General features: G+C 73.4%; 31 protein-coding genes. 20 read left to right on the forward strand and 11 right to left on the reverse strand.

Annotated features, from left to right (window positions below; genetic code table 11):
* Positions 1-147: 147 nt before the first annotated feature.
* Genes CXY01_RS07110 through CXY01_RS07125 form a run of 4 tightly spaced genes read left to right on the forward strand, consistent with a single transcriptional unit; the run spans position 148 to position 5,019 of the window.
* On the forward strand, positions 148-1,371 hold the full coding sequence (locus CXY01_RS07110; RefSeq protein ID WP_146926521.1) for a glycosyltransferase: 1,224 nt from the start codon (positions 148-150) through the stop codon (positions 1,369-1,371).
* On the forward strand, positions 1,368-3,386 hold the full coding sequence (locus CXY01_RS07115; RefSeq protein WP_146926523.1) for a PfkB family carbohydrate kinase: 2,019 nt from the start codon (positions 1,368-1,370) through the stop codon (positions 3,384-3,386). Before CXY01_RS07110 ends, CXY01_RS07115 begins: the two co-directional genes overlap by 4 nt.
* Positions 3,383-4,087 (forward strand): SDR family oxidoreductase, encoded by a 705-nt coding sequence (locus CXY01_RS07120; protein ID WP_146926525.1) that lies wholly within the window; start codon positions 3,383-3,385, stop codon positions 4,085-4,087. The genes CXY01_RS07115 and CXY01_RS07120 overlap by 4 nt, the downstream gene beginning before the upstream one ends.
* Positions 4,084-5,019 (forward strand): glycosyltransferase family 9 protein, encoded by a 936-nt coding sequence (locus CXY01_RS07125; protein ID WP_246125136.1) that lies wholly within the window; start codon positions 4,084-4,086, stop codon positions 5,017-5,019. Before CXY01_RS07120 ends, CXY01_RS07125 begins: the two co-directional genes overlap by 4 nt.
* Here the strand turns inward: CXY01_RS07125 and CXY01_RS07130 are convergent.
* Positions 5,011-5,997 carry a UDP-glucuronic acid decarboxylase family protein gene (locus tag CXY01_RS07130; protein ID WP_146926527.1) on the reverse strand — a complete coding sequence of 329 codons (987 nt, stop codon included), beginning with the start codon at positions 5,995-5,997 and terminating at the stop codon, positions 5,011-5,013. The two genes, CXY01_RS07125 and CXY01_RS07130, sit on opposite strands and share 9 nt — an antisense overlap.
* Positions 5,998-6,220: 223 nt before the next feature.
* On the opposite strand from CXY01_RS07130, the gene CXY01_RS07135 reads away from it, so the two are divergent.
* The 5 genes from CXY01_RS07135 to CXY01_RS07155 all read left to right on the forward strand — a co-directional run bounded on the left by CXY01_RS07135 (position 6,221) and on the right by CXY01_RS07155 (position 10,235).
* Entirely contained in the window at positions 6,221-6,472 is a 252-nt protein-coding gene (locus tag CXY01_RS07135) for an acyl carrier protein (protein ID WP_146926529.1), read from the forward strand.
* Positions 6,473-6,611: 139 nt separating this feature from the next.
* Entirely contained in the window at positions 6,612-6,881 is a 270-nt protein-coding gene (locus CXY01_RS07140) for a hypothetical protein (RefSeq protein ID WP_146926531.1), read from the forward strand.
* A 1-nt stretch (position 6,882) separates the two neighbouring features.
* The gene (locus tag CXY01_RS07145) at positions 6,883-7,734 is read left to right on the forward strand and encodes an SDR family oxidoreductase (protein ID WP_146926533.1); all 852 of its coding nucleotides are present in this window, start codon (positions 6,883-6,885) and stop codon (positions 7,732-7,734) included.
* 16 nt (positions 7,735-7,750) lie between these two features.
* Positions 7,751-9,346, forward strand: coding sequence for a RecQ family ATP-dependent DNA helicase (locus CXY01_RS07150; protein ID WP_146926535.1), 1,596 nt, complete (start codon positions 7,751-7,753; stop codon positions 9,344-9,346).
* Between the two features lie 91 nt (positions 9,347-9,437).
* Positions 9,438-10,235, forward strand: a complete 798-nt coding sequence (locus CXY01_RS07155) for an SDR family NAD(P)-dependent oxidoreductase (RefSeq protein WP_146926537.1) — start codon at positions 9,438-9,440, stop codon at positions 10,233-10,235.
* A gap of 59 nt (positions 10,236-10,294) precedes the next feature.
* On the opposite strand, the gene CXY01_RS07160 is transcribed toward CXY01_RS07155, so the two are convergent.
* From CXY01_RS07160 to CXY01_RS07185, 8 genes are all read right to left on the reverse strand, one after another.
* Complete coding sequence (locus CXY01_RS07160; RefSeq protein ID WP_146926539.1) at positions 10,295-10,513, reverse strand: DUF2188 domain-containing protein; 219 nt, start codon at positions 10,511-10,513, stop codon at positions 10,295-10,297.
* Positions 10,514-10,529: 16 nt separating this feature from the next.
* Positions 10,530-10,664: a hypothetical protein gene (locus CXY01_RS21300; RefSeq protein WP_281285299.1), complete on the reverse strand. Its 135-nt coding sequence runs from the start codon at positions 10,662-10,664 to the stop codon at positions 10,530-10,532.
* A complete protein-coding gene (locus CXY01_RS20785) occupies positions 10,661-10,807 on the reverse strand; it encodes a hypothetical protein (RefSeq protein ID WP_186813318.1) in 147 nt (48 codons plus the stop codon). The genes CXY01_RS21300 and CXY01_RS20785 overlap by 4 nt, the downstream gene beginning before the upstream one ends.
* A gap of 111 nt (positions 10,808-10,918) precedes the next feature.
* Positions 10,919-11,782: an SDR family oxidoreductase gene (locus tag CXY01_RS07165; protein WP_146926541.1), complete on the reverse strand. Its 864-nt coding sequence runs from the start codon at positions 11,780-11,782 to the stop codon at positions 10,919-10,921.
* Between the two features lie 91 nt (positions 11,783-11,873).
* A complete protein-coding gene (locus CXY01_RS07170; RefSeq protein ID WP_146926543.1) occupies positions 11,874-12,572 on the reverse strand; it encodes a GAF and ANTAR domain-containing protein in 699 nt (232 codons plus the stop codon).
* The gene (locus CXY01_RS07175) at positions 12,569-13,312 is read right to left on the reverse strand and encodes an ANTAR domain-containing protein (protein ID WP_186813319.1); all 744 of its coding nucleotides are present in this window, start codon (positions 13,310-13,312) and stop codon (positions 12,569-12,571) included. The genes CXY01_RS07170 and CXY01_RS07175 overlap by 4 nt, the downstream gene beginning before the upstream one ends.
* 103 nt (positions 13,313-13,415) lie before the next feature.
* Positions 13,416-14,099 carry a GAF and ANTAR domain-containing protein gene (locus tag CXY01_RS07180; RefSeq protein WP_146926547.1) on the reverse strand — a complete coding sequence of 228 codons (684 nt, stop codon included), beginning with the start codon at positions 14,097-14,099 and terminating at the stop codon, positions 13,416-13,418.
* An 88-nt stretch (positions 14,100-14,187) separates the two neighbouring features.
* Positions 14,188-14,631, reverse strand: coding sequence for an SRPBCC family protein (locus tag CXY01_RS07185; protein WP_146926549.1), 444 nt, complete (start codon positions 14,629-14,631; stop codon positions 14,188-14,190).
* An 82-nt stretch (positions 14,632-14,713) separates the two neighbouring features.
* Here CXY01_RS07185 and CXY01_RS07190 point away from each other — a divergent pair, with 82 nt between their 5' ends.
* From CXY01_RS07190 to CXY01_RS07235, 10 genes are all read left to right on the forward strand, one after another.
* A complete protein-coding gene (locus CXY01_RS07190) occupies positions 14,714-15,157 on the forward strand; it encodes a hypothetical protein (protein WP_146926551.1) in 444 nt (147 codons plus the stop codon).
* A 79-nt stretch (positions 15,158-15,236) separates the two neighbouring features.
* Positions 15,237-15,908 (forward strand): DUF6766 family protein, encoded by a 672-nt coding sequence (locus CXY01_RS07195; protein ID WP_146926553.1) that lies wholly within the window; start codon positions 15,237-15,239, stop codon positions 15,906-15,908.
* A gap of 133 nt (positions 15,909-16,041) precedes the next feature.
* Positions 16,042-17,010, forward strand: coding sequence for a carbohydrate ABC transporter permease (locus CXY01_RS07200; protein WP_146926555.1), 969 nt, complete (start codon positions 16,042-16,044; stop codon positions 17,008-17,010).
* Positions 17,010-17,939: a carbohydrate ABC transporter permease gene (locus CXY01_RS07205; RefSeq protein WP_146926556.1), complete on the forward strand. Its 930-nt coding sequence runs from the start codon at positions 17,010-17,012 to the stop codon at positions 17,937-17,939. Before CXY01_RS07200 ends, CXY01_RS07205 begins: the two co-directional genes overlap by 1 nt.
* A 100-nt stretch (positions 17,940-18,039) precedes the next feature.
* Positions 18,040-19,413, forward strand: coding sequence for a type 2 periplasmic-binding domain-containing protein (locus CXY01_RS07210; protein ID WP_146926558.1), 1,374 nt, complete (start codon positions 18,040-18,042; stop codon positions 19,411-19,413).
* A gap of 314 nt (positions 19,414-19,727) precedes the next feature.
* Positions 19,728-20,525, forward strand: coding sequence for a hypothetical protein (locus tag CXY01_RS07215; protein WP_146926560.1), 798 nt, complete (start codon positions 19,728-19,730; stop codon positions 20,523-20,525).
* On the forward strand, positions 20,522-20,935 hold the full coding sequence (locus CXY01_RS07220; RefSeq protein ID WP_146926561.1) for a phage holin family protein: 414 nt from the start codon (positions 20,522-20,524) through the stop codon (positions 20,933-20,935). Before CXY01_RS07215 ends, CXY01_RS07220 begins: the two co-directional genes overlap by 4 nt.
* Positions 20,932-21,585 carry a DUF3618 domain-containing protein gene (locus CXY01_RS07225; RefSeq protein WP_146926563.1) on the forward strand — a complete coding sequence of 218 codons (654 nt, stop codon included), beginning with the start codon at positions 20,932-20,934 and terminating at the stop codon, positions 21,583-21,585. Before CXY01_RS07220 ends, CXY01_RS07225 begins: the two co-directional genes overlap by 4 nt.
* 83 nt (positions 21,586-21,668) lie before the next feature.
* Positions 21,669-22,634: a manganese catalase family protein gene (locus CXY01_RS07230; RefSeq protein ID WP_146926565.1), complete on the forward strand. Its 966-nt coding sequence runs from the start codon at positions 21,669-21,671 to the stop codon at positions 22,632-22,634.
* Positions 22,635-22,705: 71 nt separating this feature from the next.
* Complete coding sequence (locus CXY01_RS07235; protein WP_146926567.1) at positions 22,706-23,500, forward strand: endonuclease/exonuclease/phosphatase family protein; 795 nt, start codon at positions 22,706-22,708, stop codon at positions 23,498-23,500.
* A gap of 79 nt (positions 23,501-23,579) precedes the next feature.
* On the opposite strand, the gene CXY01_RS07240 is transcribed toward CXY01_RS07235, so the two are convergent.
* Together CXY01_RS07240 and CXY01_RS07245 are read right to left on the reverse strand one after the other, a co-directional pair.
* On the reverse strand, positions 23,580-23,783 hold the full coding sequence (locus tag CXY01_RS07240; protein ID WP_146926569.1) for a hypothetical protein: 204 nt from the start codon (positions 23,781-23,783) through the stop codon (positions 23,580-23,582).
* 58 nt (positions 23,784-23,841) lie between these two features.
* Complete coding sequence (locus CXY01_RS07245) at positions 23,842-24,549, reverse strand: ZIP family metal transporter (protein WP_146926572.1); 708 nt, start codon at positions 24,547-24,549, stop codon at positions 23,842-23,844.
* A 195-nt stretch (positions 24,550-24,744) separates the two neighbouring features.
* Here CXY01_RS07245 and CXY01_RS07250 point away from each other — a divergent pair, with 195 nt between their 5' ends.
* Complete coding sequence (locus CXY01_RS07250; RefSeq protein WP_146926574.1) at positions 24,745-25,521, forward strand: SDR family NAD(P)-dependent oxidoreductase; 777 nt, start codon at positions 24,745-24,747, stop codon at positions 25,519-25,521.
* Positions 25,522-25,653: the final 132 nt, after the last annotated feature.

Consider the following 25,653-nt stretch of genomic DNA (forward strand, 5'->3'; position numbering starts at 1 on the left):
CCGGCTGGTCGAGGCCGCCCGCCGGTGGCTGCACGACCCGCAGGAGGCCCACGAGCGCGGCGTCGCCGCCCGCCGGCACGCGCTGCGCTGCTTCGGCCTCGACCGTTTCCTGTCCGACTGGCAGTCCTTGCTCAAGGAGGTGACGCGATGAGGATCGCGATGGTGTCCGAGCACGCGAGCCCGCTGGCCACGCTCGGTGGCGTCGACGCCGGAGGGCAGAACGTCCACGTCGCCGCGCTCGGCGCAGCCCTCGCCCGGGCCGGGCACGAGGTCGACGTGTACACGCGACGGGACGGCCGTGAGCTGCCGGAGTGCGTCGAGCTGGTGCCCGGAGTGACTGTGGTGCACGTCCCGGCCGGCCCGGCGCGGCCGGTGCCCAAGGACGACCTGCTGCCGTACATGCCCGCGTTCGGCGACCTGCTGACGGAGCACTGGAGCGGCGACCGGGCCCCCGACGTCGCCCACGCCCACTTCTGGATGTCCGGGATCGCCACCCTGCGCGCCGCCGCGATGACCGGCACACCGGTCGCCCAGACGTTCCACGCGCTCGGCTCGGTCAAACGGCGCCACCAGGGCGACAAGGACACGAGCCCACCCGGCCGGATCGGGCTGGAGAGCTCCATCGGTCGCCGCGCGGACGTGGTGGTGGCCACCTGCTCCGACGAGGTGGCGGAGCTGTCCCGGCTCGGCGTCCCCGCCGACCACGTCCGTGTCGTGCCGTGCGGGGTCGACGTCCAGCACTTCCGCCCGGGTCCGGCCGACGGGACCACCCTGCCCCGGCGCGCCCGCTTCCGGCTGCTCTGCATCGGGCGCCTGGTGGAGCGCAAGGGGATCGAGACGGTGATCGACGCCCTCGTCGACCTCCCCGACGCGGAGCTCGTCGTCGCCGGCGGCCCGTCGGCCGACGAGCTCGAGGCCGATGCCGAGGCCGCCCGCCTGGTCGCCCTCGCCGCGGCCCGCGGGGTGCGCGACCGGGTGCACCTTGTCGGGAGGGTCGACCACGGCGACCTGCCCGCCCTCGTCCGGTCCGCCGACGTGGTGGTCGCGACGCCCTGGTACGAGCCGTTCGGGATCGTGCCCATCGAGGCCGCCGCGTGCGGCGTGCCGGTGGTCGGCTCCGCGGTCGGCGGCCTGCTCGACACGGTCCAGGACGGCCGCACCGGCCTGCTGGTCCCGCCGCGCGACCCCGCCGCGCTCGCCTCCGCCCTGCGCGCGCTGCTCGCCGACCCCGACCGGCGCGCCGCGTTCGGTGCCGCGGCACGGCGGCGGGCGGTGGCGCGCTACGGCTGGGACCGCGTCGCCGCCCAGACGGAGCTCGTCTACCGGACGATGGCGCGCCACGCCGTCCTGACCAAGGTGGCGGCGGGATGACCGGGACCGGGTGGCTCGGCACGCACCTGGCGGAGCTGAGCGATGCGCTGGCCGAGGTCGAGGGCCAGTCCTCGACCGTCGAGACGTGGGGTCGCCGGCTGGCGGAGCAGCTCGTCGCCGGCGGCCGGCTGCTCGCTGCGGGGAACGGCGGCAGCGCGGCCGAGGCACAGCACCTCACCGCCGAGCTGGTCGGGCGTTTCGTCGCCGAGCGGCGCCCGTACTCCGCGATCGCCCTGTGCGCGGAGACCTCCAGCCTGACCGCGATCGTCAACGACTACGGCGCGGACGAGATGTTCGCCCGGCAGGTCGAGGCGCACGGCCGTGCCGAGGACGTCCTCATGCTGCTGTCCACCTCGGGTCGCAGCCCGAACGTGCTGCGCGCCGCCGAGCGCGGGCGCGAGCTGGGTATGCAGGTCTGGGCCCTCACGGGTCCGGGCCCGAACCCCCTGGCCGACGCCTGCGACGACGCGATCTGCGTCCCCGCGGCATCCACCGCAGCGGTGCAGGCCGCGCACCTCGTCCTCGTGCACGCGCTGTGCGCCGCCGTCGACGACCACCTCGGTCGTCGGGACATCCCGGTGCAGGTGGTGGTCCCGGACGAGCGGCCGCACGTCGTCGTGGTCGGGGACACGGTGCTGGACCGCGACGTCGACGGCCGGATCGAGCGGCTCTGCCCGGACGCACCCGCGCCGGTGCTCGACGTCACCGCCACGCACGACTCCCCCGGCGGCGCCGGCCTGGCGGCACTGCTCTGCGCGGCCGAGGGTGCCCGCGTCACGCTGGTCACGCCCGTGGCACGGGACGCGGACGGACGCGCGCTCGTCAACGCCCTGCGCCCCGACGTCGAGGTGGTCGCGCTCGGGCACGAGGGCCCGACGCGAAGGAAGGTCCGCGCCCGCAGCGACGGCCGGTCGCTCGTGCGCGTCGACGACGGCGGCCCCGGCACGCCGACCGAGGTGCCCGAGGTCGCGGTCCGGACGGTCCTGGCCACGGCGGACGCGGTGCTGGTGTCCGACTACGGCGCCGGCGTCACCCGGGACGCCCGGCTGCGCTCGCTGCTGACCGAGGCGGCCGGACGGTGCCCGGTCGTCTGGGACCCGCACCCGCGCGGCGGTCCCCCGGTCCCCGGCGCCACCCTGGTGACACCCAACCTCGCGGAGGCGCAGCAGGCGTCCGGTGCCGTCGCGGACGAGTCGGCGCCCGACGCTCTGGCGCAGGCCCTGCGGGCGGACTGGGACGCGCGCGCGGTCGCGGTGACCGCGGGCGACCGGGGGGCGTTCCTCGCGACGACCGGTGACGAGCCCCTCTTCGTGCCCGCGGTCCCGGCTCGCGGTGGCGACACGTGCGGAGCGGGCGACCGGTTCGCCGCGACGGCGGCCGTGTCGCTGGCCCGCGGCAGCCTCGTCTCGGCGGCCGTGGGTGCCGCGGTCGCAGATGCCTCGGCATGGGTCGCCGGGGGCGGCGCCGAGGCGTTCCGCATCCGCCGCCGCACCCCGGAGCACGACACGACGGACGTCGCGGCGGACGTCCCGCCAGACGAGGACGTGGCGGCGCTCGCCGCACGGCTGCGGCTCGGTGGCCGCACCCTCGTCGCGACCGGCGGGTGCTTCGACATCGTGCACGCCGGCCACGTCGCCACCCTGCAGGCCGCCCGCCGGCTCGGCGACGCGCTCGTCGTGGTCATGAACTCGGACGATTCCGTCCGGCGCCTCAAGGGGGCCGGCCGGCCCGTCGTCGGGGCGGCCGACCGGGCACGGGTCCTCGGGGCGCTCGACTGTGTCGACGCGGTCGTCGTGTTCGACGAGGACGACCCCCGGGAGGTCCTCACGGCCCTGCGGCCCGACGTGTGGGCCAAGGGCGGCGACTACGGCGGCCGGCCGCTGCCCGAGACCGACGTGGTGCGCTCCGGCGGCGGACGCGTGGTCCTGCTGCCCTACCTGGACGGCCGCTCGACGTCGTCCCTCATCGAGCGGACGGGACGAGCCCGCACGCACCAGCCAGAGGAGGTCGCATGACCGTCACCCCGAGCACCCGCCCGATCGGCACCGTGATCGTGACCGGAGGGGCGAGCGGCCTGGGGGCCGCCGTCGTGGACGCGGTGGCGGCCGCCGGAGGGACGCCCGCCGTCCTCGACCGGGCCGCACCTCGCGACGGCGTCGCCCACGTCCTGGTCGACCTGTCCGACTCGGCCGCCGCCGCGCGCGCGGTCGAGGAGCTCGTCGAGCAGGTGGGGGCACCCACGGGACTGGTCACCGCCGCCGGAACCGACGCGTGCGGACCGCTGGCGCAGGTCGACACCGAGACGTGGGAGAAGGTGGTGCGGGTCAACCTGTTCGGCACCGTCGCGGTCGTGCGCGCCTGCCTGCCCTACCTCGAGCAGACCCGCGGGACGGTCGTCACCGTCGCCTCCACGCTCGCGCTGCGCGGGATGAGCGACGCCACGGCCTACTGCGCCTCCAAGTTCGCCGTCCGAGGGTTCACGCACGCGCTGGCGGCCGAGCTGGCCGGACGCGTCGGCGTGACGCTGCTGGTCCCCGGCGGGATGCAGACCGCGTTCTTCGACGGGCGCACCGAGCAGTACCGGCCGGGTCCGGACGCGCAGCTCAACGACCCCGCCGCGACGGCCGGTGCCGTGCTGACCGCGCTCACGCAGCCGGTCGGCAGCGAGATCCGGGAGATGCTCGTGATGTCGTCCGGGGAGAGCTCCTGGCCGTGACCTCCGACGGTCCCGACGTCCTGGTCCTGCGGGCGCTCGGGCTCGGCGACGCGCTCACCGGCATCCCCGCCCTGCGGGGCGTGCGCCGCGCCTGGCCCGACCGACGGCTGTGGTTGGCCGCGCCCACGGCCACGGGCCGCTGGCTCCAGGAGCTGGGGGTGGTCGACGAGGTTCTCGACACCGCCGGGCTGCATGCTCCTCTGCGGTGGACCGGCTCGGGGCACGTCGCCGTCAACCTGCACGGCCGCGGGCCGCAGAGCCACGCGCTGCTCCAGGCCACCGGTCCGGCCCGGCTCGTGGCGTTCGCGGCGCAGGACCACCCCGACGGACCGGCCTGGCGCGCCGACGAGCACGAGGTGGACCGGTGGTGCCGCCTCGTGCGCGGGGCTGGGGGCGACTGCGACCGCGACGACCTCCGCCTGCAGGTCGGCACCGGTCGCGCGTCCGACGAGATCCTTCTCCACCCCGGGGCAGCGTCCGCCGCCCGGCGCTGGCCGCCCGAGCGCTGGGCGGCGCTCGCCCGGCACCTGGCGTCGGACGGGCACCCCGTGACGCTCACGGGTGGGCCGGACGAGCGGGCGCTCTGCGACCGCATCCTGACGCTGGCCGGTCCCGGCGTGCGCGTCGCCGGCCCGCTGTCCCTCGCGGCGCTGGCGGACCGGGTGGCCGACGCGCGGCTCCTCGTCTGCGGGGACACCGGCGTCGCGCACCTGGCGACCGCCACGGGCACGGCGTCGGTGCTGCTGTTCGGACCCGTCCCGCCGACGTGGTGGGGGCCGGTGATCGACCCCGACCGGCACGTCGTCCTGTGGCACGGCGACCCCTCGAGGGTCGGCGACCCGCACGGCACCGTGATCGACCCCGCGCTGGCGGCCATCGGCACGGACGAGGTGGTCGCGGCTGCGGACGGCCTGCTCGCGCGGTCAGGCTGAGACGCTCGCCGCCTGCGCGAACCAGCGGACCGTCCGGTCGAGCCCGTCCGCCCACGGCACGTCGGGCGACCAGCCCAGCTCCCGGGCGGCCAGGGTCGTGTCCGGGCGCCGGACCTCGGGGTCGTCGACGGGCCGGTCCACGAAGGTGATGCCCGCCCGCGACCCGGTCGCCGCGATCACGTCCTCGGCGATCTGCCGCACGGTCAGCTCCGTCGGGTTGCCGATGTTCATCGGACCGGGGTGCCCGCAGGCGGCGAGCCCGAGGATGCCGCGCACCAGGTCGTCCACGTAGCAGACCGACCGGGTCTGGCTGCCGTCGCCCGCCACCGTCAGCGGCTCCCCGGCCAGCGCCTGCCGGATGAACGTCGGGATCGCCCGGCCGTCGTGGGGGCGCATGCGCGGACCGTAGGTGTTGAAGATCCGCACGATCGCGGTGTCGACGCCGTGCGTCGTGCGGTAGGCCGTGGTGAGGGCCTCGCCGTACCGCTTGGCCTCGTCGTAGACGCCGCGCGGACCCACCGGGTTGACGTGGCCCCAGTAGTCCTCCGTCTGCGGGTGCACCTGCGGGTCGCCGTAGACCTCCGAGGTCGAGGCGAGCACGAAGCGTGCACCCTTCTCCTTCGCCAGGCCCAGCGCGTGACCCGTCCCGATGGAGCCCACCTTGAGGGTCTCGATCGGCAGCTGGAGGTAGTCCACCGGGGAGGCCGGGGACGCGAAGTGCAGCACCAGGTCCACCGGCCCGGGGACGTGCACGAAGTCGGTGACGTCGCAGCGCACCAGGCGGAACCCGCGCCGGTCCATCAGGTGCGCGACGTTGGCGGGCGACCCCGTCAGGAAGCTGTCGAGGCAGACCACCTCCGCGCCCCGGTCGAGGAGCTCGGTGCACAGGTGGCTGCCCAGGAAGCCCGCACCACCCGTGACGACGACGCGCCCCCGGGTCGGGTCGGACGAGGTGGGTCGGACAAGGACGGTCGGCATCGGTACGTCCCCTCGCAGGATCGTCCGTCGCCGGCCCCGTCTTCGCCGGCAGGTGTGTCCACGGACAGTCCTACCGCCGTTCGCGGCCGTCCGCGCGGGGAGCGCTCCTGGCCCGGTTGCGTCACCACCGGCTCCGGATAGCGTGAAGACCGGTCAAGCAGTGGGCTGGCAAGCACGGCGCCCGGCTGCGACGCCCCGCGCCCGACCGTCGAGGAGACGGACCATGGCAACAGGTGAGACCGGTTTCGACGACGTCACGTTCGACCTGATCTCGGTGCAGTACCACTCGCTCAAGGCGGGGCACGACTACGGGCAGTACGTCCGGGACGCCCGCAACGCGGGCAAGGAGGAGATCGCCTCGTTCTTCGAGCAGGTCATGAGCGAGGACTCCCAGCGCGCCCAGCGCTGCCACGACTTCCTGGCGGAGCTCACGAAGCACGGCACGTCGGCCACGTCGCCGCAGGGCGGGCAGTAGGGGTCGTCGTGCCCCCGGGGCGGTGGGCAAGCGCTCACCGCCCCCGCACCGGCCGTGTCGCGGACCCGCGCGCCTCTGCCTACGCTGTGACCGGGGTCGAGCCGTGGCCACGCCTCTTCGCTCACGAGGGCGTGACGAGATGACAGACACCCCCCAAGCCCTGGTCCGGCTGGACCGTGGCGACGCGGCGGTCGTCGAGGTGAGCGGTCATCTCGAGCCGGACGGCCTCCTGGAGCTTGCCGCGGTGATCCGTCGCACCCAGCGTCTCTCGCGGGACGTCGTCGTCGACGTCACCGGCGCGGTCCCGGGACCCCTGACGATGGACCTGCTGACCGAGCTGTCCCTCGGCCGCCAGGGCTGTGCACCGTTCCAGGTGCTCGGCGCCCTCGACCACGCGAGCGGGTTCTGACATGTCGCCCGACCCGACCAGCACCTCCGCGGCCCTGGTACCCGACCCCACCGCAGGGCCAGGGCCGCGGCGCGTGCTCGTCACCGGGGCCAACTCCGGCATCGGCAAGGCGGTCGCGGTCGCGCTCGCGGACGACGCCGAGCACGTGACGGTGACCTGGCACGCCGACGAGGACGGCGCACGGCGGACCGCCGAGGAGATCGCGGCGCACGGTGCGACCGCCCACGTCGTGCACCTGGACCTGACCGACCCGACCAGCGCGGTGGGCGTCGTCGACGACGCCGTGGCGGCGATGGGCGGGCTCGACGCCGTCGTCCTGAACGCCGGCACCGGGACCGCGACGCCCCTGCTCGACGTGACGTGGCAGGAGTGGCGCGACGTCCTGTCGGTCGACCTCGACGGCGCGTTCGTCTGCCTGCAGACCAGCGCCCGGCACCTCGTCCGCCAGGGAACCGGGGGGCGGATCGTCGCGATCACCAGCGTGCACGAGCACGCCCCGCGCGTGGGCTCCGGGCCGTACTGCGCCGCCAAGGGCGGGCTCGGGCTGCTGGTCAAGGTCGCGGCCCTCGAGCTGGCCGAGCACGGGATCACGGTGAACGCCGTGGCGCCCGGCGAGATCGCCACCCCGATGACCGGCCAGGAGGACGAGTCGGTCCTCGAGGGCAAGGAGCGACCGGGCGTCCCGCTCGGCCGGCCCGGGGACGCCCGCGAGGTGGCTGCCGTCGTCCGGCTGCTGTGCCGTCCGGAGGGTGGCTACGTGACCGGCGCGTCCTGGCCCGTCGACGGGGGCATGCTCACCATGGGCCCGATGGCCGGGTCGCACCTCGAGTCCGACGACTGGCGCCGCCCGTGAGCCGCGCGGGTGCGCGGTGAGCACGACACTCGAGGAGGCCGCCCGACGCGTGCTGGGCCCGGGTGCGAGCCTGCGGGACGTCCAGTCCGACGCGCTGAGCGGGCTGCGCGGCCACGACACCCTCCTGGTCGCCCGCAGCGGCGCCGGAAAGACCGCGGTGTACGCCATCGCCACGCTGCTCACCGGCCGGCTCACCGTCGTCGTCTCGCCCCTCCTGTCCCTCCAGCGGGACCAGGTCGGTGCCCTGCGGGACGCCGGGCTGCGCGCCGACTCGGTGAGCTCGGCGCGCTCCCGGCCGCAGCGGCGAGCGGCGCTGCAGGACGCCGCCGCCGGGCGGCTCGACGCGATCCTGCTGGCACCGGAGCAGCTGGTGCGCTCCGAGGTGCTGGAGTGCCTGGAGCAGGCGGACGTGGGTCTCGTCGTCGTCGACGAGGCGCACTGCGTGAGCGAGTGGGGGCACGACTTCCGGCCCGACTACCTGGCGGTGGCCGAGGTGGTCCCGCGGCTCGGCCGTCCGCGGCTCCTGGCGCTGACCGCGACGGCGTCGCCGCGCGTGCAGGCCGAGATCGTGGAGCGGCTGGGCATGACCGACCCGCACGTCCTCGTGCGCGACGCCGACCGGCCGAACATCTGGCTCGGCGTCCGGCACGTGCCGACCGCGCGCGACCGCGACGACCTCGTCGTCCGCACCGTCCTCGAGCACCACGAGCCGACCGTCGTCTACGCCCGCACGCACGGGCACACCGAGGCGCTCGCGGAGGCGCTGACCGAGGCGGGCAGACCCACCGAGGCGTACCACGGTGGCCTCGCCGCCCGGGAGCGCGCCCGGGTCCAGGACGACTTCCTCAGCGGCCGGACCGACCTGCTCGTCGCCACCAGCGCGTTCGGCATGGGCGTCGACCGTGCCGACATCCGCCTCGTGGTGCACGCCGGCCTGCCACCGTCCCTCGACTCCTACTACCAGGAGGTCGGCCGGGCGGGTCGCGACGAGCGCCCCGCCCGAGCCGTCGCACTGGTCCTGCCCGGTGAGGTCGGGCTGAACCGGTTCCTCACCACGACCGCCGGACCCCGACCCACCTCGGCCCGCGCGGTGCTGCGCGCCGTCGCCGGCGGTGCGAGGAGCCGGTACGACGTGGTCGCCGCGACCGGCCTGGCCCAGCGCACCGCGTCCCGCGCGCTGGGTGCGCTCCTGGACGCCGGCGTCCTGCGGGCCGACGGTGACGGGTACCGGACCACGACCCAGGACGAGTCGGCCGCGCTGCGTGCACTGCAGGAGCGGCGCGAGCGCCTGCGTGCGATCGACCGGTCGCGCGTCGAGCTGGTGCAGACCTACGCGGACTCCTCCGACTGCCGACGGCGGCTGCTGCTGGAGCTCCTGGGCGAGTCCCACCCGGACCGGTGCGGCGCCTGCGACAGCTGCGACGCCGGGACGAGCGTCGACGTCGAGGATGCCCGGCTGTCCGGAGGGCAGCCCGTCGTGCACGCGCAGTGGGGTCCGGGCACGGTGAGCGCGGTCGAGGCAGACCGGGTGACGGTGCTCTTCGACGACCGCGGCTACGTCACGCTCGACACCGCCGTCGCCCTCGACTCGGGGCTGCTCACCCCGCGCTGACCGTTCGACGTGCGGGCGGCGGCGGTCGCGGCATACGGTCGGAGCAGGCGCGGGGCAGGCGGCGCCCACATGATCGTCCCGGGGGTTCACCATGCCTGCCAGCACCGCGCCGCACCCGTTCGCCGTCGTCACCGGAGCCTCCAGCGGGATCGGCCTCGCCCTGGCCACCACGTTCGCCGAGCACGGCTTCGACCTGCTCGTCACCGCCGAGGACGAGGCCGTCAGCACGGTGGCCGACGAGCTCGACCGGGACGGGATCACGGCGCGCGCCGTGCGGGCCGACCTGACGACCCCGCGCGGGGTGCAGACGCTCGTCGACGCCGTCCGCGAGTCGGGCCGGCCGGTCGACGCGCTCGCCCTGAACGCCGGTGTGGGGAACGGCGGCCCCTTCCTGGAGACGCCGCTCGAGGGCGACCTCGAGGTGATCGCCCTCGACGTCCTCGCGCCGGTGCGGCTCAGCAAGGCCCTCGTGCCGGCGATGGTCGCGCGGGGCGAGGGGCGGGTGCTGTTCACGGCGTCGACGGCGAGCCTGATGCCCGGGCCGTACTACGCCACCTACGCCGCCTCGAAGTCGTTCGTCCTGTCGTTCAGCGAGGCGCTGCGCTACGAGCTGAGGGACTCGGGCGTGACGGTCACGGCGCTGCTGCCCGGCCCGACCGACACGGCGTTCTTCGAGCGTGCGGACATGACGCAGACCCGGGTCGGCCAGGGGCCGAAGGACTCGCCGGTGAAGGTCGCCGCCGAGGCGTACGAGGCGCTCATGGAGGGACGGGACAAGATCGAGGTGGGCTCGCTCAAGGCGCGCTCCCAGACCGCGGCCGCGGCCGTCCTGCCCGACCGGGCGAAGGCCGCGATGCACGCGTCGTTCACGAAGCCGACCGAGGAGTGACCCGTCTCAGGGTGCCCGCACCCTGAACCGCAGGCCGGCGACGTCGAGCGCGGCCGGGCTCACCCGGGGACGTTCCGCGGGTCGTTCCCATAGCTGTTCTTCTCCGCGATCGTGCCGTCGAGGTTGTGGATCGCGTGCTCGGCGCCCCGGGCCAGCGCGGCGTCCCGGCCGGCGCGGACCGCGTCCTCCTTGCGCAGGAACCCGCCGTCGACCGGTTCGCCCTGCACCTCGTTGATCCACATCCCGTCCTTGTGCACGGTGTGCACGCTGCTGCTCATGGGCTGGCTCCTCCGCTCAGGCCGAGTTGACCGGCCCGTCCGTGACGGGCGGGTCGGTGGGGTCGTCGGGTGCCTCGGGGACGTCCGTGCGCGTGAACGGCTCGTGCTCGTCCGGCTCTGCTCGGGTCGGCTCCCCCGGTCCCTGTGTCATGCCTGGACGATCGGGCCGTGGGCGTCCGGGTTCGCCGGGTCCTCGCTGGCGGGAGGCGAGTCCTTCGGCCGGTCGTCGGGCAGGCCGTCCAGCTCGTCGGGCAGGTCAGGGACGTCGTCCCCCGTCGGTGTGCGGTCGCTCATGGTGCACCTCGCTCGCGTGAGCCTCGACGCACGTGTCCTGACGCCGCACCCCTCATCGTCAGCCTCCCGGGGCGTGGTCGCACGTCGGGCAGCCGGCCGCGCACGCTCTGCTCAGAACACCGGCTTGCCCCCGGTCACGCCCAGGACGGTCCCGGAGACGTAGGACGCCGTGGAGTCGGCCGCCAGGAACACGAACGCCGGAGCGACCTCGGCCGGCTGACCGGCGCGACCCAGCGGCGTGTCGGAGCCGAACGACGAGACCTTCTCCTCGGGCTGCGTGGCGGGCTGCAGCGGCGTCCAGATCGGCCCCGGTGCCACCGCGTTGACGCGGATGCCGCGCGGACCCAGCTCCCCGCCCAGGTTCACCGTGACGTTGTTGATGGCCGCCTTCGTCGAGGCGTAGTCGAGCAGCGACTCCGACGGCTGGTACGCCTGGATCGAGGAGACGTTGATGATGGACGAGCCCTCCCGGAGGTGCTCGAGCGCCTCCTGCGTCACCCAGAACAGGGCGTACAGGTTCGTCTTGAACGTGCGGTCGAGGTCCTCGGTGGTGATGTCGGCCATGGACTCGCGCCGCGCCCACTGGAAGCCCGCGTTGTTGACCAGGATGTCGAGCCCGCCCAGCTCGGTCGCCGCGGTGCGCACCGCCTGCCGGGCCTCGTCCTCGTCCCGCAGGTCGGCGGGCACCAGGACGCACCTGCGGCCGGCCCGCTCCACCCACTCGGCGGTCTCGTCGGCGTCGGGCTTCTCCTCCGGCAGGTACACGATGGCCACGTCGGCGTCCTCCCGTGCGAACGCGATGGCGACCGCGCGGCCGATCCCTGAGTCGCCGCCTGTGATGAGCGCCTTGCGGCCGCTCAGGAGGCCCGAGCCCTGGTAGCTCGACTCGCCGTGGTCGGGCGCCGGGGTCATCGGCTCCGTCAGGCCCGGGGGCTGCTGCTGCTGGGCGGGGAACTGCTCGTCGGACTCGGACATGCCGGCTCCTCGGTGATGCACCAACTCGTCGGCCGACTCCTTCAGCCCGTCGAGCGTCTCACCGCCGCACCCGGCCCACCACCGCTGCATGTCAGCGCCGCTGCGCCTCGCGCAGCACCTCCTGGGCCGTCTGCAGGAGGTGCGAGCCGTTGACCGCGGAGCGCCGGAGCAGCTCGTCGTAGGCCTCGGCCATGTCCAGCGACAGCTGGTACGCGAGGGCGCCCTTGGCCTGCTCGATGACGACGCGTCCCTCGAGGGCGTCGGTGACGCGCTGCGCCAGGGCGTCGTCGTCCAGACCGAGCGGCTGCACGATCGCGAGCGTGGCGTAGTCGGCGAAGTTCTGCCCGAGCAGCCTCGACTCCTCGCTGAGCCCCTCCTCGGCCGTGGAGAATACGTTGAGGCCACCGATGACGTGGTTGCGCCAGTGCATCGGGAAGGCGTGCACCGAACGGAACCCCACCTCGACGATCCTGCGTCCGACCTCGTCCCAGCGCTCGGCGATCTCCGCGGCTCCGACGGCGTTCACCGCACGCCCCGTCCGGACCGTGTCGACGCACGGACCGGCCGCCTGCTGGGCCTGGTAGACCTCCAGCTCGGCGGCCCGGTGCGACGTCGCGCTGAGCAGCTCGAAGTCGCCCTCCCCCGTCCGCACGAGCAGCGCCGCCGCGTCGGCCGGCAGCAGCTCGGCGCAGTCCCGCACCAGCTGGGCCAGCAGGCCGGTGATCTCGTGCTCCCCCACCAGCGCGCTCGCGACGTCCGCGAGCGCCTGGGCAGACGTGCGTGCGGTCATTGGTCACCGTTCCCCGTGCTGTCGTCCGTGCGGCTCTCGCTGTGGGAGTCGCCCTGGTCCGTGTTGGTGAAGCTGAGCCGCCTCTCGACGATCTCGCGGGAGATCTCGTCGAGGGTCATCGACTCGGCGTAGGCGTGCGCGCGCAGGATGGCGAGGGCGTCGTCGGGGCTGATCGCGAGCTGCGCGACGATCATGCCGGTCGCCTGGTGGACCCGGGCCCGGTCCGTCCAGGCGGCGAACGGTGCGCCGCTGGTGGAGCGGTCGTCGAGCAGTGCGGCGCCGACCGCGTCGACGAGGAACTGCGCGTCGTCGAGGCTCTGCTCCAGGTCCCCGTCCGCCCGATACACGGTGACGACGCCGACGGTGGTGCCGCCGGGGTGCATGGGGATGGCCCACACCGTCAGGGGTCCGGCGATGTCGCCGGCGAGCTCGGTGAACATCGGGAACGGTCCGCCGTGCTCGCCGTCGACGTGGGTGATGACGGTGCGGCCCTCGCGGAACGCGTCCTGGCCGGGTCCTTCGCCGAGGACGTCCTGGAGGTCCTCGATGCGCGCGGACGTGCCGTTGGAGGACGTGACGGTGAGCCGTTCGGGCCGGGTGGAGGCGAGGGTGATGGCGCCGCCGTCCGCGCCGAGGATCTCGACGCACGCGCGGCACAGGCGCACGGCGAAGGGCTGGCTCGGTGAGCTGGACGCCAGGGAGCTGGCCAGTCGCGCAAGCACGACGCTCCTGCTGCTCACGCGAGCTCCCCCCGGTCGGTGCGCCCCGTCGGCACAGCTCCATCCTCCACCCACGGGGCCTCGGGCACCGTCGGTTCGTCTCTCGGTGAGACGGTGGTGCGGCTCAGCCCGGTGGCAGCCACAGCTCGCGCAGGACCCGTCGAGCGACCTCCGTGAGCGGCAGGTGCTCCTGCGTGCTCTCCGCCTGCAGCATCGCCAGCGCCTCGGCGGCGGTGCAGTCGTGCACGGCCATCGCTGCACCGACCGCCCGGTCGATCTCCGCCTGGGCCTCGAGCGCCGCGGGGACGTGGCTGTCGCCGCCCTGCAGCCGCTCCACCTGCAGCGCGAGCGTCAGGACGAGTCCGAGCTGCTGCGCGTACACGTCGGCGCGCACGATCCGGTCGCGGTCCCACGGGTCCAGGGAGTCGCTGTAGAGGTTCAGCGCCGCGTCGGCCCGGGGACCGACGTGCACGGCGAACGCGGCCGCGGACCGGAAGCCCTCGGTCTGCGCCGCCTGGCGCCAGGCGGGCCACCGGTCCTCGACCGCCAGGTCGGGGATGAGCTCGATGCTGAGCGTGTCCATGGCGGCGACGCACGGACCGCTGTCGTCGGCGTACTCCACCTCGTCGCAGCGCGCGGCACGGGGTCCGCTGCTGGCGGCCCGTCGGCTCTGCCCGGCGTGCCGGACGGAGATGCTGCACTCGATGTCGCTGCCCAGGTGGTAGGCCGCGTGCAGGACGAAGTCCTCGAGCGCGGTCTCCAGCGTCTCGCCCAGCTCCAGGGGCTCGGTCGTCGTCTCGTCGTGCATGGTGGTGCTCCCTCCACAGGGTGGGCGCCGCACCGGTCACGGCGAGGTGTCCGCTCCAGGTCACTCTGCCACCATGCCCGCTCGCTCGTCAGGAGCGCGCGCGGCCCTCGGCCAGGAAGGCGAGGCGCCGCAGGGTCTCGGTGTTGCGCGGGACCAGGGCGGCCGTGCGCAGCGGGCGCGGCACCAGCGTCCCCGGCCCGCGCACCGCGTCCTCCGTCAGCCGGACCGTGCAGCCGCCCCCGGTGCGTGGGCGCACCTCGATCTGCACGCGGGCCTCCCCCGCGGGCCAGCCGCGCGCCTGCAGGTCGATGCCTCGCTCGGGGTCCCAGCCGCGCGCGACGGTCACGTCGTCGAGCAGAGCGGGCCACAGGCCGAACGAGTGTGCGATCTCGGTGCCGGGTGCGGGCCAGGCGGGGTCGACGGCGCGGATGCGCGAGGTGCCGACGACCCAGGTGGCGTACGACCAGCCGTCGGCGAGCACGTCCAGCACCGCCGAGGGTGGGCAGCTGAGCTCTCTGGTGACGGTCGCCATGGCTCGAACGTAACCACAGTCCCGGGATCGGCAACTCGTCCGACGAGTGCGGCGACCGCTGCGCCGTCCTACGCTCGCCAGGGTGACGTCGTACAGCAGGTGGCAGCTCCCGGTGTCGTGCACGATCGGCGCGCTGGTCGTGATGGCGCTGGTGGGCTGCGGGATCGCGCGTCCCGGGACGGAGACGGCGGGGACGACCGCCGAGGAGTTCTACCGGGCGGTCGCGGCGGACGACGGCCCAGGAGCCTGCGCGCTGCTCGCACCCACCACGGTCGAGGCCCTCGAGGAGGACTCCGGGGAGCCGTGCGACGAGGCGGTGCTCGACGGCGAGGTCGGGGACACGCTGACGGCGCGCGCCGACGACGCGGCCGGCCCGACGGCGCGGGTCGCCGGTCGGCAGGCCCAGGTGGTCCTGACGACGGACGTCGTCTTCCTGACCGTGTCGGGCGACCACTGGCTGGTCAGGGCGGCGGGGTGCGACGCCCGCCCGGACCGCCCGTACGACTGCGTGCTGGAGGGCTCCTGATGAAGCTGCTGTTCTGGACCTGCCTCGGCGGCATCCTGCTGGGCCTGTGCTACGCGGCGACGCTCGGGGTGACGCACCGATGAGGCGGCTGCGCGACAACGGTCTGACGCTCTTCTTCGGCACCATCTTCGTGGTGGCGCTGGTCGGTCAGGCGATCTCCGGCGTCGCCCTCATGAACGAGGAGCAGCGCAGCGCCGGCCTAGACCCGATCACGCTCGGCGAGTACGTGACGACGTCCGTGTTCGCCGTGGACGTCACGGAGAACTGGCAGTCGGAGTTCCTGCAGTTCCTCCTGTTCATCACCGCCACCGTGTTCCTGGTGCAGCGCGGGTCGCCGGAGTCCAAGAAGCTGGAGAAGGCGGGCCGGGAGAGCGACAAGGACCAGAAGGTCGCCGAGTTCTCGACGAAGGACTCCCCCGGGTGGGCGCGGACGCGAGGCTGGCGGCTGTCGCTGTACTCGCGGTCGCTCGGGCTCGTGATGGGCGGGATCTTCCTGCTGTCGTGGCTGGCGCAGTCCGTGACGGGTGCGGTCGCGTACTCCGAGGAGCAGCTGCGCGAGCTGGCGGACCCCGTCACCTGGACCGAGTACCTGCTGCTGCCGGACTTCTGGAGCAGGACGTTCCAGAACTGGCAGTCCGAGTTCCTGGCGGTCGCCAGCATGGTCGTGCTGTCCATCTACCTGCGCGAGCGCGGATCGCCGGAGTCGAAGCCGGTCGGGCAGCCCCACGACTCCACAGGCATCGAGGGCTGACCCCGCCGGTTGCCGAAGCACTTCTCCGGGGTTACCGTCACCGCCACGTGGTCCTCGACCACGCGCGGTGGTCATGACGCGGCCCCCCAGCGGATGTGCCGGCCCTCGGGCCGTGCGCGCGAGCGGAGGAGCCATGGTGCAGCTCGGTGCGGAGCCGACACCCGTCGCACGCGTCGACGCCCCGCAGGCGCGCCGCCGGACCGGCCGCCGTTTCGACAGGCGCGAGGCCGTCGCCGGCTACCTGTTCATCTCGCCGTGGATCGTCGGCTTCCTGGTCTTCACGGCCGGGGCGATGATCTACAGCCTCGTGATCTCGTTCAGCCACTACAACCTGGCGACCAACACCGCGAGGGCAGCCGGCACGTCGAACTACAGCCAGCTGATCGAGGATCCCCGCGTGGCCACGGCGTTGGGCAACACGCTGTTCTACGCGCTGCTCGCCGTCCCCCTGGAGATCGCGTTCGCCCTGTTCCTGGCGACGCTGCTCAACGGGGTGGGCCGCGGGGCGGGGGCCTTCCGGACGCTCTTCTACCTGCCGAAGATGACCCCCGTCGTCGCGACGGCGGCGATCTTCTTCCTGCTCCTCAACGGGAACAGCGGGGCGATCAACCAGTTCCTGCGGGCGTTCGGGATCGAGGGGCCGCAGTGGCTCGTCGACCCGATGTGGATCAAGCCCTCGATCGTGCTCATGCAGCTGTGGGCCGTGAGCGGCACGATGGTGATCTTCCTCGCCGCCCTCAAGAACGTGCCGCGCGAGCTCTACGAGGTCGCCTCGATCGACGGTGCAGGTCCCGTCCGGCGGTTCGTCAGCATCACGCTGCCGATGATCTCCAGCGCGACGTTCTTCAACGTCATCGTCCTGACGATCGCCGCCTTCCAGATCTTCGACTCCGCCTACCTGCTCTTCTGGCGCGACCAGTCGAACTCCTCGCCCGAGGCTTCGCTGTTCTACGCCGTCTACCTGTTCCAGCAGGCGTTCCGGCAGTTCAACTTCGGCTTCGCCGCCGCGATGGCGTGGCTGCTGTTCGTCATCATCATGGCGGTCACCTTCGTGCAGATGCGGTTCGGCAGCCGGCTCGTCTACTACGAGGGAGACCGCTGATGGCCACCGTCCCCCTGACCGGTGCCCGGCCGCCCGTGGTGGTGGCGCCTCCGGGGCCCGCGACCCCGCCCGAGCCGCCGCGCAGCACGGGCCGACGCATCGGGCGCGTGATCCTGTGGGTGCTGCTGATCGCGTTCGGGCTGCTGTTCCTCTACCCGTTCGCGTGGCTGCTCTCGGCCAGCCTCAAGGGCCGCGGCCAGGTGTTCGACAACGCGCTGTGGCCCGAGACGTTCCACTGGCAGAACTACGTCGAGGTGTGGAACCAGCTGCCGCTGCTCAGCTGGATCTTCACCAGCGTCTCGATCGCCGTGCTCGCCGCCGTGAGCGTCGCCCTGTCCAGCTCCGTGGTCGCGTTCGGCTTCGCCTACTTCCGCTTCCCCGGCCGGGGGCTGCTGTTCGGCCTCGTCCTGGCCACGATGATGCTGCCGGGCGCCGTGACGATGATCCCGATCTACCTGATCTGGAAGAACCTCGGGGCGCTCGGCACCTGGATCCCGCTGTTCGGCGCCAACCTGTTCGGGTCCGCCTTCTACATCTTCCTGCAGCGGCAGTTCTTCCTCGGGCTCCCCCGCGAGCTGTTCGAGGCCGCCCGGATCGACGGTGCCAGCTACTGGTCCATGTTCTGGCGGATCGCGATGCCGCTGTCCGTTCCCTCGTTCGTCATCGTGCTGCTGTTCGAGTTCCAGGCGAGCTGGAACAACCTGCAGGCCGCACTGATCTACCTCAACGCGGGCAGCGTCGAGGGGTTCACGGCACCGCTCGGCATCGCCTACGCCATGACCAAGTACAGCCCGACCGCGGGCGGGCAGGGCGACTACCAGTACGTCATGGTCGCGTCCCTGCTCGTGACCCTCCCGATGCTGGTCCTGTTCGCCTTCGGGCAGAAGTACTTCATCGAGGGGGTCGCGACCACGGGTCGCAAGGGATGACGGCCCTGACCGGGCGACGACGCGTCGAGAGCACGGCGCAGCAGATCGGAGGAGCTCCCACCGGCGACCACGCCAGGGGCGGAGCCGAAGGGAAGTCCTCATGAGAAAGACGCAGCGTTGCGCCGTCGCCGTCCTGCCCGTCCTCGCGCTGGCGCTCGCCGCGTGCAGCGGCGGCGGCGGCGGTGGCTCGGAGGCCGCGGCCGCCACCGACTTCAGCGGTGCGCCCAGCGGCACGATGAACGGGTGGGCCTTCGACAACGCCGACGACGTCGGCACCGCGCGGATGGACTACGCGGCCGGGCAGCTCGACGACGTGACCATCGACCTCGACCAGACGGCGTTCGACTCTCAGAAGTTCACCACCCGGATCGCCGGCGGTGACGTCCCCGACGTCGTCCAGATGGACCGCCGCTTCGTCACCACGTACGCCGCGCAGGACCTGATCCTGCCGCTCGACGAGTGCTTCGCCGCGCACGACGTCGACCCCGACACCCGCTGGTACCCGTTCGTCGTCGACGACGTCCGCTACGAGGACAAGGTGTGGGCGGTCCCGCAGTTCTACCAGCCGCCCGCGATCCTGCTGAACAAGGAGGTGATGGACGCCGCCGGGGTCACGGACGACCAGATCGACACGTCGGACCCCGACACCCTGCTCGCCGCCGTCACCGCCATGTACAAGGAGAGCTCGGGCGTCCCCACGACCCTCGGGTTCGACCCGGTGGCCACCGGCCAGGCCGGCCTGTGGGTGCTCGCGACGGGCGGGCGCCTCACCGACGACGAGGGGAAGCCGACGCTGGACGACCCGGCCAACGAGGCCGGGCTCGACCTGCTCAAGCAGATCACCGACGCCCAGGGCGGGTTCGCGAAGGTCAAGAGCTTCACGGACTCCTTCGACACCTTCGGCGAGGAGAACCAGTTCGTGGCCGACCAGGTCGGCGCGCAGGTCAACGCCCAGTGGTACCCGAACGTGCTCTCGCCCTACCTCGACTCGGTGCAGCTGGCCGCGGTGCCGTTCCGGGGTGCCGACGGCGAGCCGTTCTCCGTCGCGTCGGGCAGCGCGTTCGTCATCCCCGCCGGGGCGAAGAACCCGGACGCCGCATGCGCCTGGGCCGTCGAGCTCACCGCCGCGGACGCCTGGACGGCCGCCGCGGACGCCCGGAAGGCGACCCTGGAGGAGAACGGCGGGCTGAACACGGGCCTGTTCACGGGCTCCCCCGAGGCCGACCAGGCGATCCGGGACGGCTACGTCGTCCCGACGGGCAACGCCGGGTTCGACCAGGTCGTCTCGACGTACTACGAGGTGCTCGACTACGGCCAGACCTTCGGGTCCTCCCCGGCCGGGCAGGAGATCGAGAGCGAGCTGAACAACGCCGTGACAGCGACGCTGCTCGGCGACAAGTCCGCCGCCGAGGCGCTGTCCGACGCCCAGGAGGCCGCTCAGCGCGCCTACGAGACCGTCGTCGGAGGACGGTGAGCCCCCGGCGACGCCTCCACCTGGCGCTCCGGGTGGCGGACGTCACGCTTCCGGCTTAGCGTCCGAAGTGCCGGTCGGAACGCTCGACCGGCACACCGTCTCCCGGGACAGCAGCGTCACCGGGCATGGGACTGGTGGGCGGATGCACGCCTTGACGGCTCGGTCGTCGGGTTGCCTCGGCTCCTCCGGACAGTCCTGTGAGGACGGTCGCGCGGCAGAAGGTCCGCGCCCACGCCCCCGCCCCGACCGCAGCGCCCTGTCGCGTTGCGGCGATGGGCGCACCCTCCGGACGAGATCGAGACGAGGCGGACACCATGACCGAGGACTACACCAGCAGCTATCCCCAGACCGGGACCGGCCCGGTTCAGGGCTCCACCGGCAGCAACGCTGGGTACACGACGGGCGGCACGGCTGGGACCACGGCCGGCACCACGACGGGGACGACGTCCGGCACCACGTCGGGCGGCACGTCAGGGAGCACGTCGGGGAGCACGAAGGACGCCGCCAAGGAGCAGGCGTCGGACCTCAAGGACAAGGCCTCCGGAGCCGGCGAGCACCTGCTCGGCCAGGCCAAGGGTGAGGCCGCAGCCGTGACGGACGAGGCGCGACGCCAGCTGGGCGACCTGTGGTCGCAGGCTCGTGACGAGGTCGCCGGGCAGGCCAGCACGCAGCAGCGTCGGCTGGCCGGCGGCGTGACGTCGTTCGCGGGCCAGCTCAACCAGATGGCCGACTCCCCGTCCGAGCAGAACATCGCCAGCGACGTCGTGCGCGAGGTGGGCAACCGGGCCGAGGCGCTCGGCCGGTGGCTCGAGGACCACGGTCCCGACGAGGTGCTCGAGGAGGTGCGCAGCTTCGCCCGCCGCCGCCCCGGCACCTTCCTGCTCGTCGCCGCCGGCGCCGGTGTCGTGCTCGGCAGGCTGACCCGCGGCCTGAAGGACGCCTCGTCGTCGAGCTCGACCGGCTCGACGGGCTCGACGGGCTCGACGAGCTACCGCCGGACCACGTCGACGGAGCCGCTGCCGGTCTACACCGACGTCGTCGAGGAGCGCCCGCGGTTCACGGACGAGCTGGCGTCGCCCGTGCCGACGACGACCGGGTGGGAGCAGCGATGAGCGAGCCCCTGGGCGCACCGCCACAGCAGCAGTCGGTGGGCGAGCTGCTCAGCGACGTCACGCGGGACCTGTCCACCCTGCTCCGCCAGGAGATCGAGCTCGCCAAGGCGGAGACGCGCCAGTCGGCGAAGCAGGCGGCCAAGGGCGGCTCCATGTTCGCGGGCGCCGCCGTGGCCGGCCACATGGTCCTGCTGTTCCTGTCGATCGCACTGTGGTGGGCGCTCGGTGACCTCATGGACTCGCTCGCCTGGTCCGCGGTGGTCGTCGCCGTCCTCTGGGCGATCGTCGCCGCCGTGCTCGCCGCGCGCGGCCGGGCCGAGTCCAAGCGGGTCGCCGGGCTGCCCCGGACGACCGACACCGTGAAGAAGATCCCCAACGCACTGCAAGGCCACGAGGAGAAGAACACATGAGCACCGACCCGGACCAGATCCGTGAGGACATCGAGCGCACCCGTGCCGAGCTGAGCTCGGACGTCGACGCCCTGACCGACAAGGTGAGCCCCACCCAGGCCGCGCAGCGGCAGGCCGACAAGGTCCGCTCCGCCGTGACGGACGTCAAGGACCGCGTGATGGGCGGGGCCGGTGACGTCAAGGACCGCGTCATGGGCGGCGTCTCGGGCGGCGCCGACACCGCCGGAGGAGCCGTCTCGAGCATCGGCGACGCCGCGGCCGGGCTCCCCGACACCGCCCGGTCCAAGGCGCGCGGCAACCCGCTGGCGGCCGGACTGATCGCGTTCGGCGCCGGCTGGCTGGTCTCGTCGCTGCTGCCCAGCACCCGTCAGGAGCAGCAGCTCGCGCAGTCCGCCAAGGACCAGGCGGCCCCGCTCGTCCAGGAGGCGAAGGACGCCGCCCAGGGCGTCGCCCAGAACCTGCGCGAACCGGCGCAGGAGGCCGCCGCGGCGGTCAAGGACCGGGCCACGGAGGCGGGCTCGACGCTGCGCGACGAGGGGAAGTCCACGGCGCAGGACCTGCGCTCCGACGCGACGGACGCGGCCGAGAACGTCCGCGGTGCGCACGCCGCGTCGGACGAGTCGACCGGCACGGCACGACCGAGCATCTAGCGGCCGCGCGGCGGGAGCACCCGGACCGGGGCTCCCGCCGCCGGCCCCCAGCACGCAGCACCCACCCGACCCCGGAGGTACCCATGTACTTGCACGTGCAGCGACTGATCAACGAGATCGTGCCGGACGAGCCGGATCCCGCGGCAGCGAACGCCCTGCAGGAAGGTCTCGGGGGCCAGTTCGGTGAGATGCGCACGATGATGCAGTACCTCTTCCAGAGCATCAACTTCCGCGGACCGTCGGGAAAGCCCTACCGCGACCTGCTCCAGGGCATCGGGACCGAGGAGATCAGCCACGTCGAGCTCATCGGCACCACCATCGCGCGGCTGCTCGACGGCTCGCCCCGGTACAACGGCAAGAAGACCGACCCGCTGGACACCCCGGGTGCCGGCGGCGCCACCCCGCTGGAGACCGCCCTCGACCAGAGCAACATCCACCACTACCTGGTGGCCGCGCAGGGCGCCCTGCCCGTCGACGCGGCCGGCAACCCGTGGTCCGGGTCCTACGTCTACAACTCCGGCAACCTCGTGCTCGACCTGCTCTACAACCTCATGCTCGAGTCCACCGGCCGGCTGCAGAAGTGCCGCATCTACGAGATGACGGACAACAAGACCGCCCGCTCGACCATCTCCTACCTGATCGTGCGCGACCAGGCCCACGAGAACGCCTACGCCAAGGCCCTGGAGACACTTGGCGTCAACTGGTCCTCGGTGCTGCCGATCCCCAAGACCAACGCGGAGAAGTTCCCGGAGGTCAAGAAGCTGCTCGACCTCGGGCTGCAGAGCAAGCAGTACAGCTTCGACCTCACCGCGGCCTCCGAGGCGGGCAAGATCTTCCAGGGCATGTCTCCGTCGAAGGACGGCACCGAGCTCGACGCCACCGAGCAGGCACCCGCGGGCGTGCCCATCACGATCGCCGAGGAGCGGTTCGAGGAGTTCTCCCCCGGCCTCGACCCGGACCTGCTGGCGCTCATCCAGGCGACAGCCGACCTCGAGATGGCCGAGGTGCAGCCGGTGTACGGACCGATCCCTCCGGCAGCCGACTCGTGAGCGGGTCGGTCGCTCCGCCGACGGGTCGACCGCCCGCCGGAGCCGCGGTGAGGTGAGCCCCGGTGCGCGTCATGAGCTGGAACGTGTGGTGGCGCTTCGGCCCCAGCTGGTCCGCCAGGGAGGTCGGCATCCACGAGGTGGTGCGGCGCGTCCAGCCGGACGTGCTCGGCCTGCAGGAGACCTGGGCGTCCGCCGACGAGACCCAGGCGAACCTGCTGGCGGCCCGGCTCGCCGGCTACGCGGTGTTCCAGCGCAGCTCGATCCCGCCGCTGCCGGATCCTCCCGAGTCGCCCGAGCAGGACGGGATCGAGATCGGCGTGGCCCTGGTCAGCCGCTGGCCGATCCTCGAGGCCCACGGCCACCCGCTGCCCGCCGTGCACCGTGAGCCGCCGACGGCCCTCGTCGCCGCCCTCGACCACCCGCTCGGTCCCCTGCACGTCATCGTGGCCTGCACCGAGTGGCACACGGCCTTCCGCGACGACCACCTCGCCCAGACCAGAGCGCTCGCCGAGCTCATCACCGACCCCGCGTTCGACGGCGACCTGCCGGTCCTGCTGCTCGGTGACCTCAACGCGAGGCCGGGGACGCCCGAGATCGACCTCCTGACCGCGGTCGCGACCGACCTCTGGACGGCGGGTGGCGGCGCCGAGGACGCCGTGACCCTCAGCTCGTCGACTCCGTACGCCCCGCTCGAGGCCGTGCGCCAGATCGACCGGCGCATCGACTACGCGTTCGCGCGACCCGGTCGTCCGGGTCGCGCGCTCGTCGCGTCAGGCAGCGTCCTGGCCGCGACGGAACCGGTCGGCGGCACCTACCCGTCGGACCACTTCGCCACCGTGAGCGACCTCGACGAGTACGCGCGCTGAGGCGTCAGTCCTCTTCAGGCGCTGAGGCGTCAGTCCTCTTCAGGCGCTGAGGCGTCAGTCCTGTTCGCGCGCTGAGGCGTCAGCCCTCGCGCGGGTTCAGCTGGTCGGGATCGCTGTCCGGGTCCTCGCCGTCCTCCGGCTGCGCGCCGCCGGCGGCAGCGGCGCCCTCGCGCGGGTTGAGCATCCCCGGGTCGGAGTCGGGGTCGGTGGAGGCGTCGTAGGCGGCGTCGGGCTCGGTGGACGGGTCGTCGTTGGTGGGTGTCGAGTCGGGTGAGTTCGTCATGGGTCAACGCTCGCACCAGCGTCCGGCGCGCGCACCCGCTGGCAGGCGGGTGCCGTGGTCACGTGAGCGCCGACAGGCCCGCCGCCACGGCGAACCCCAGGACGGCGGCCAGACCGGCCTTGTCCTGGGCCTTCTCCGTGGCCTCGGGGATCATCGAGCCGACCAGCATGACCAGGAGCGCCCCCGCCGCGAAGCCGTCGACGCCGGCCTCGAACCGCTCCGCCGTGACCCGGGAGACCGCGTAGCCCACGACGGTCGCCGCCGTGCAGACGACGGCCACCAGCGTCCACAGCCGCAGGATGCGGCCCCGGGGCTGACCGGCTGCCTGCATGTCGCTCGACGACCCGATCGCCTCCGGCAGGTTCGACACGAAGATCGCGACCAGCAGCGCGACACCGATGCCCTCCCCCTGACCCAGCCCGAGCCCCAGCACCGTCTGCTCGGGTATCCCGTCGAGCAGCGCGCCCAGGGCGAGCGGGAGGCCGGCCACCCCGGCACGCGACCGGGCGCCCAGGCGCTGGACCACGCGGTCCGCGCCGTAGAACGCCAGGGCCCCGGCAGCCAGTCCGACCGAGAGGGCGAGCGCTCCGCCTTTCACCAGACCCTCGGCCACCAGCTCGAACGAGACGCTCGAGATCAGCGCTCCCGCGCCGAACCCCAGCACGACGCCGATCAGCGCCCGGGGCCACTGTCGGACGACGCCCAGGAGGGCGCCGAGCACCAGCGACGACGCAGCGACGGCGCCCCAGCCCAGCGCCTCCCACATCAGCAGGGCCGCCCAGCACGAAGGCGTCGCGGACCACCAGTGACTCTCATCGAGACTCCCGTCGATCGGAGCAGGACGTCCCCATGATCACGGCCCGGGGTCCCGACCGGTGGGACGACCGCGTCGTCGATTCCCCGTGCCGCCACGCGTCATCGGTTCGAGCACCTGCACGGGGTGCGTGACGGGAGGTTCGACATGGAGCTGCAGGGGTCGGTCGCGGTCGTGCACGGTGCAGCGGGTGCTCTCGGCAGCGCGATCGTGCGGGCGCTCGCGCGCGACGGTGCCACCGTGCACCTCACCGGCAGGACGCGCGCGCCGCTCGACCTCCTGGCCGCGGAGGTCGGTGGCACCGCGGCGCAGGTGGACGCCACGGACCCGCAGGCGGTCGCAGCCCACCTGGACGGTCTCGGGCAGGTCGACATCGCCGTGAACACCGTCGGCGCCGACCACGTGCAGGGGGTACCTCTGCGTGAGCTCTCCCTCGACGACTACCTCCAGCCGATCGTGGCGATGGCCACCACCCAGTTCGTCACCGCCACCGCGGCCGCGCGGCAGATGGCTTCCGCCGGCCGTGGCGTCATCGTGATCCTGTCCACCACCGCGGGGCGCGTCGGGCTCCCGTCCGACGGGTTCGGCCCGGCGTGCGCCGCCGTCGAGGCGTTCGCGCGTCAGCTCGCGACGGAGGTGGGCCCGAGCGGCGTCCGCGTAGTGTGCGTCCGCCCCGACGCGGTCCCCGGCTCGGTCGCGCACGGCTCGCACGCCGCAGCGATGTGGTCGCGTGCCGCGCACGCCCGGGGCTCGACCCTGCAGGAGGCGATCGACGGCGGCCTCGGCGTGCCCGGCGCGCTGCTGGCCGACGAGCTGACCCTCGACGCCGTCGGCGACGTCGTCGCGTTCCTCGCGTCCGACCGCGCCCGCGCGATGACCGCGACCGTGACCAACGTGAGCCGCGGCGCGCTGCCCGACCTCTGAGCAGTCGACCGGCCTCGGGTCGGACGACGTCATCCTTGCGGCGTACCCGCGGACCCGGCACAGATGCTCCTTACGGGCGTCCCGGCCACCGCGGACCCGCTCCTACGTTCGAGTCACACCGAACGAGGAGGA

Origin of the sequence: Cellulomonas xylanilytica (assembly GCF_007989805.1) — a bacterium.
GTDB lineage: Bacteria > Actinomycetota > Actinomycetes > Actinomycetales > Cellulomonadaceae > Cellulomonas > Cellulomonas xylanilytica.

What these genes read in the sequence shown, in the direction of transcription:
- CXY01_RS07110 (WP_146926521.1), top strand. Translation starts at nt 148, where the DNA reads ATGAGGATCGCGATGGTGTCCGAGCACGCGAGCCCGCTGGCCACGCTC.
- CXY01_RS07115 (WP_146926523.1), top strand. Translation starts at nt 1,368, where the DNA reads ATGACCGGGACCGGGTGGCTCGGCACGCACCTGGCGGAGCTGAGCGAT.
- CXY01_RS07120 (WP_146926525.1), top strand. Translation starts at nt 3,383, where the DNA reads ATGACCGTCACCCCGAGCACCCGCCCGATCGGCACCGTGATCGTGACC.
- CXY01_RS07130 (WP_146926527.1), bottom strand. Translation starts at nt 5,997, where the DNA reads ATGCCGACCGTCCTTGTCCGACCCACCTCGTCCGACCCGACCCGGGGG.
- CXY01_RS07135 (WP_146926529.1), top strand. Translation starts at nt 6,221, where the DNA reads ATGGCAACAGGTGAGACCGGTTTCGACGACGTCACGTTCGACCTGATC.
- CXY01_RS07140 (WP_146926531.1), top strand. Translation starts at nt 6,612, where the DNA reads ATGACAGACACCCCCCAAGCCCTGGTCCGGCTGGACCGTGGCGACGCG.
- CXY01_RS07145 (WP_146926533.1), top strand. Translation starts at nt 6,883, where the DNA reads ATGTCGCCCGACCCGACCAGCACCTCCGCGGCCCTGGTACCCGACCCC.
- CXY01_RS07155 (WP_146926537.1), top strand. Translation starts at nt 9,438, where the DNA reads ATGCCTGCCAGCACCGCGCCGCACCCGTTCGCCGTCGTCACCGGAGCC.
- CXY01_RS07160 (WP_146926539.1), bottom strand. Translation starts at nt 10,513, where the DNA reads ATGAGCAGCAGCGTGCACACCGTGCACAAGGACGGGATGTGGATCAAC.
- CXY01_RS21300 (WP_281285299.1), bottom strand. Translation starts at nt 10,664, where the DNA reads ATGACACAGGGACCGGGGGAGCCGACCCGAGCAGAGCCGGACGAGCAC.
- CXY01_RS20785 (WP_186813318.1), bottom strand. Translation starts at nt 10,807, where the DNA reads ATGAGCGACCGCACACCGACGGGGGACGACGTCCCTGACCTGCCCGAC.
- CXY01_RS07165 (WP_146926541.1), bottom strand. Translation starts at nt 11,782, where the DNA reads ATGTCCGAGTCCGACGAGCAGTTCCCCGCCCAGCAGCAGCAGCCCCCG.
- CXY01_RS07170 (WP_146926543.1), bottom strand. Translation starts at nt 12,572, where the DNA reads ATGACCGCACGCACGTCTGCCCAGGCGCTCGCGGACGTCGCGAGCGCG.
- CXY01_RS07180 (WP_146926547.1), bottom strand. Translation starts at nt 14,099, where the DNA reads ATGCACGACGAGACGACGACCGAGCCCCTGGAGCTGGGCGAGACGCTG.
- CXY01_RS07185 (WP_146926549.1), bottom strand. Translation starts at nt 14,631, where the DNA reads ATGGCGACCGTCACCAGAGAGCTCAGCTGCCCACCCTCGGCGGTGCTG.
- CXY01_RS07195 (WP_146926553.1), top strand. Translation starts at nt 15,237, where the DNA reads ATGAGGCGGCTGCGCGACAACGGTCTGACGCTCTTCTTCGGCACCATC.
- CXY01_RS07200 (WP_146926555.1), top strand. Translation starts at nt 16,042, where the DNA reads ATGGTGCAGCTCGGTGCGGAGCCGACACCCGTCGCACGCGTCGACGCC.
- CXY01_RS07205 (WP_146926556.1), top strand. Translation starts at nt 17,010, where the DNA reads ATGGCCACCGTCCCCCTGACCGGTGCCCGGCCGCCCGTGGTGGTGGCG.
- CXY01_RS07210 (WP_146926558.1), top strand. Translation starts at nt 18,040, where the DNA reads ATGAGAAAGACGCAGCGTTGCGCCGTCGCCGTCCTGCCCGTCCTCGCG.
- CXY01_RS07215 (WP_146926560.1), top strand. Translation starts at nt 19,728, where the DNA reads ATGACCGAGGACTACACCAGCAGCTATCCCCAGACCGGGACCGGCCCG.
- CXY01_RS07220 (WP_146926561.1), top strand. Translation starts at nt 20,522, where the DNA reads ATGAGCGAGCCCCTGGGCGCACCGCCACAGCAGCAGTCGGTGGGCGAG.
- CXY01_RS07225 (WP_146926563.1), top strand. Translation starts at nt 20,932, where the DNA reads ATGAGCACCGACCCGGACCAGATCCGTGAGGACATCGAGCGCACCCGT.
- CXY01_RS07230 (WP_146926565.1), top strand. Translation starts at nt 21,669, where the DNA reads ATGTACTTGCACGTGCAGCGACTGATCAACGAGATCGTGCCGGACGAG.
- CXY01_RS07235 (WP_146926567.1), top strand. Translation starts at nt 22,706, where the DNA reads ATGAGCTGGAACGTGTGGTGGCGCTTCGGCCCCAGCTGGTCCGCCAGG.
- CXY01_RS07240 (WP_146926569.1), bottom strand. Translation starts at nt 23,783, where the DNA reads ATGACGAACTCACCCGACTCGACACCCACCAACGACGACCCGTCCACC.
- CXY01_RS07245 (WP_146926572.1), bottom strand. Translation starts at nt 24,549, where the DNA reads ATGTGGGAGGCGCTGGGCTGGGGCGCCGTCGCTGCGTCGTCGCTGGTG.
- CXY01_RS07250 (WP_146926574.1), top strand. Translation starts at nt 24,745, where the DNA reads ATGGAGCTGCAGGGGTCGGTCGCGGTCGTGCACGGTGCAGCGGGTGCT.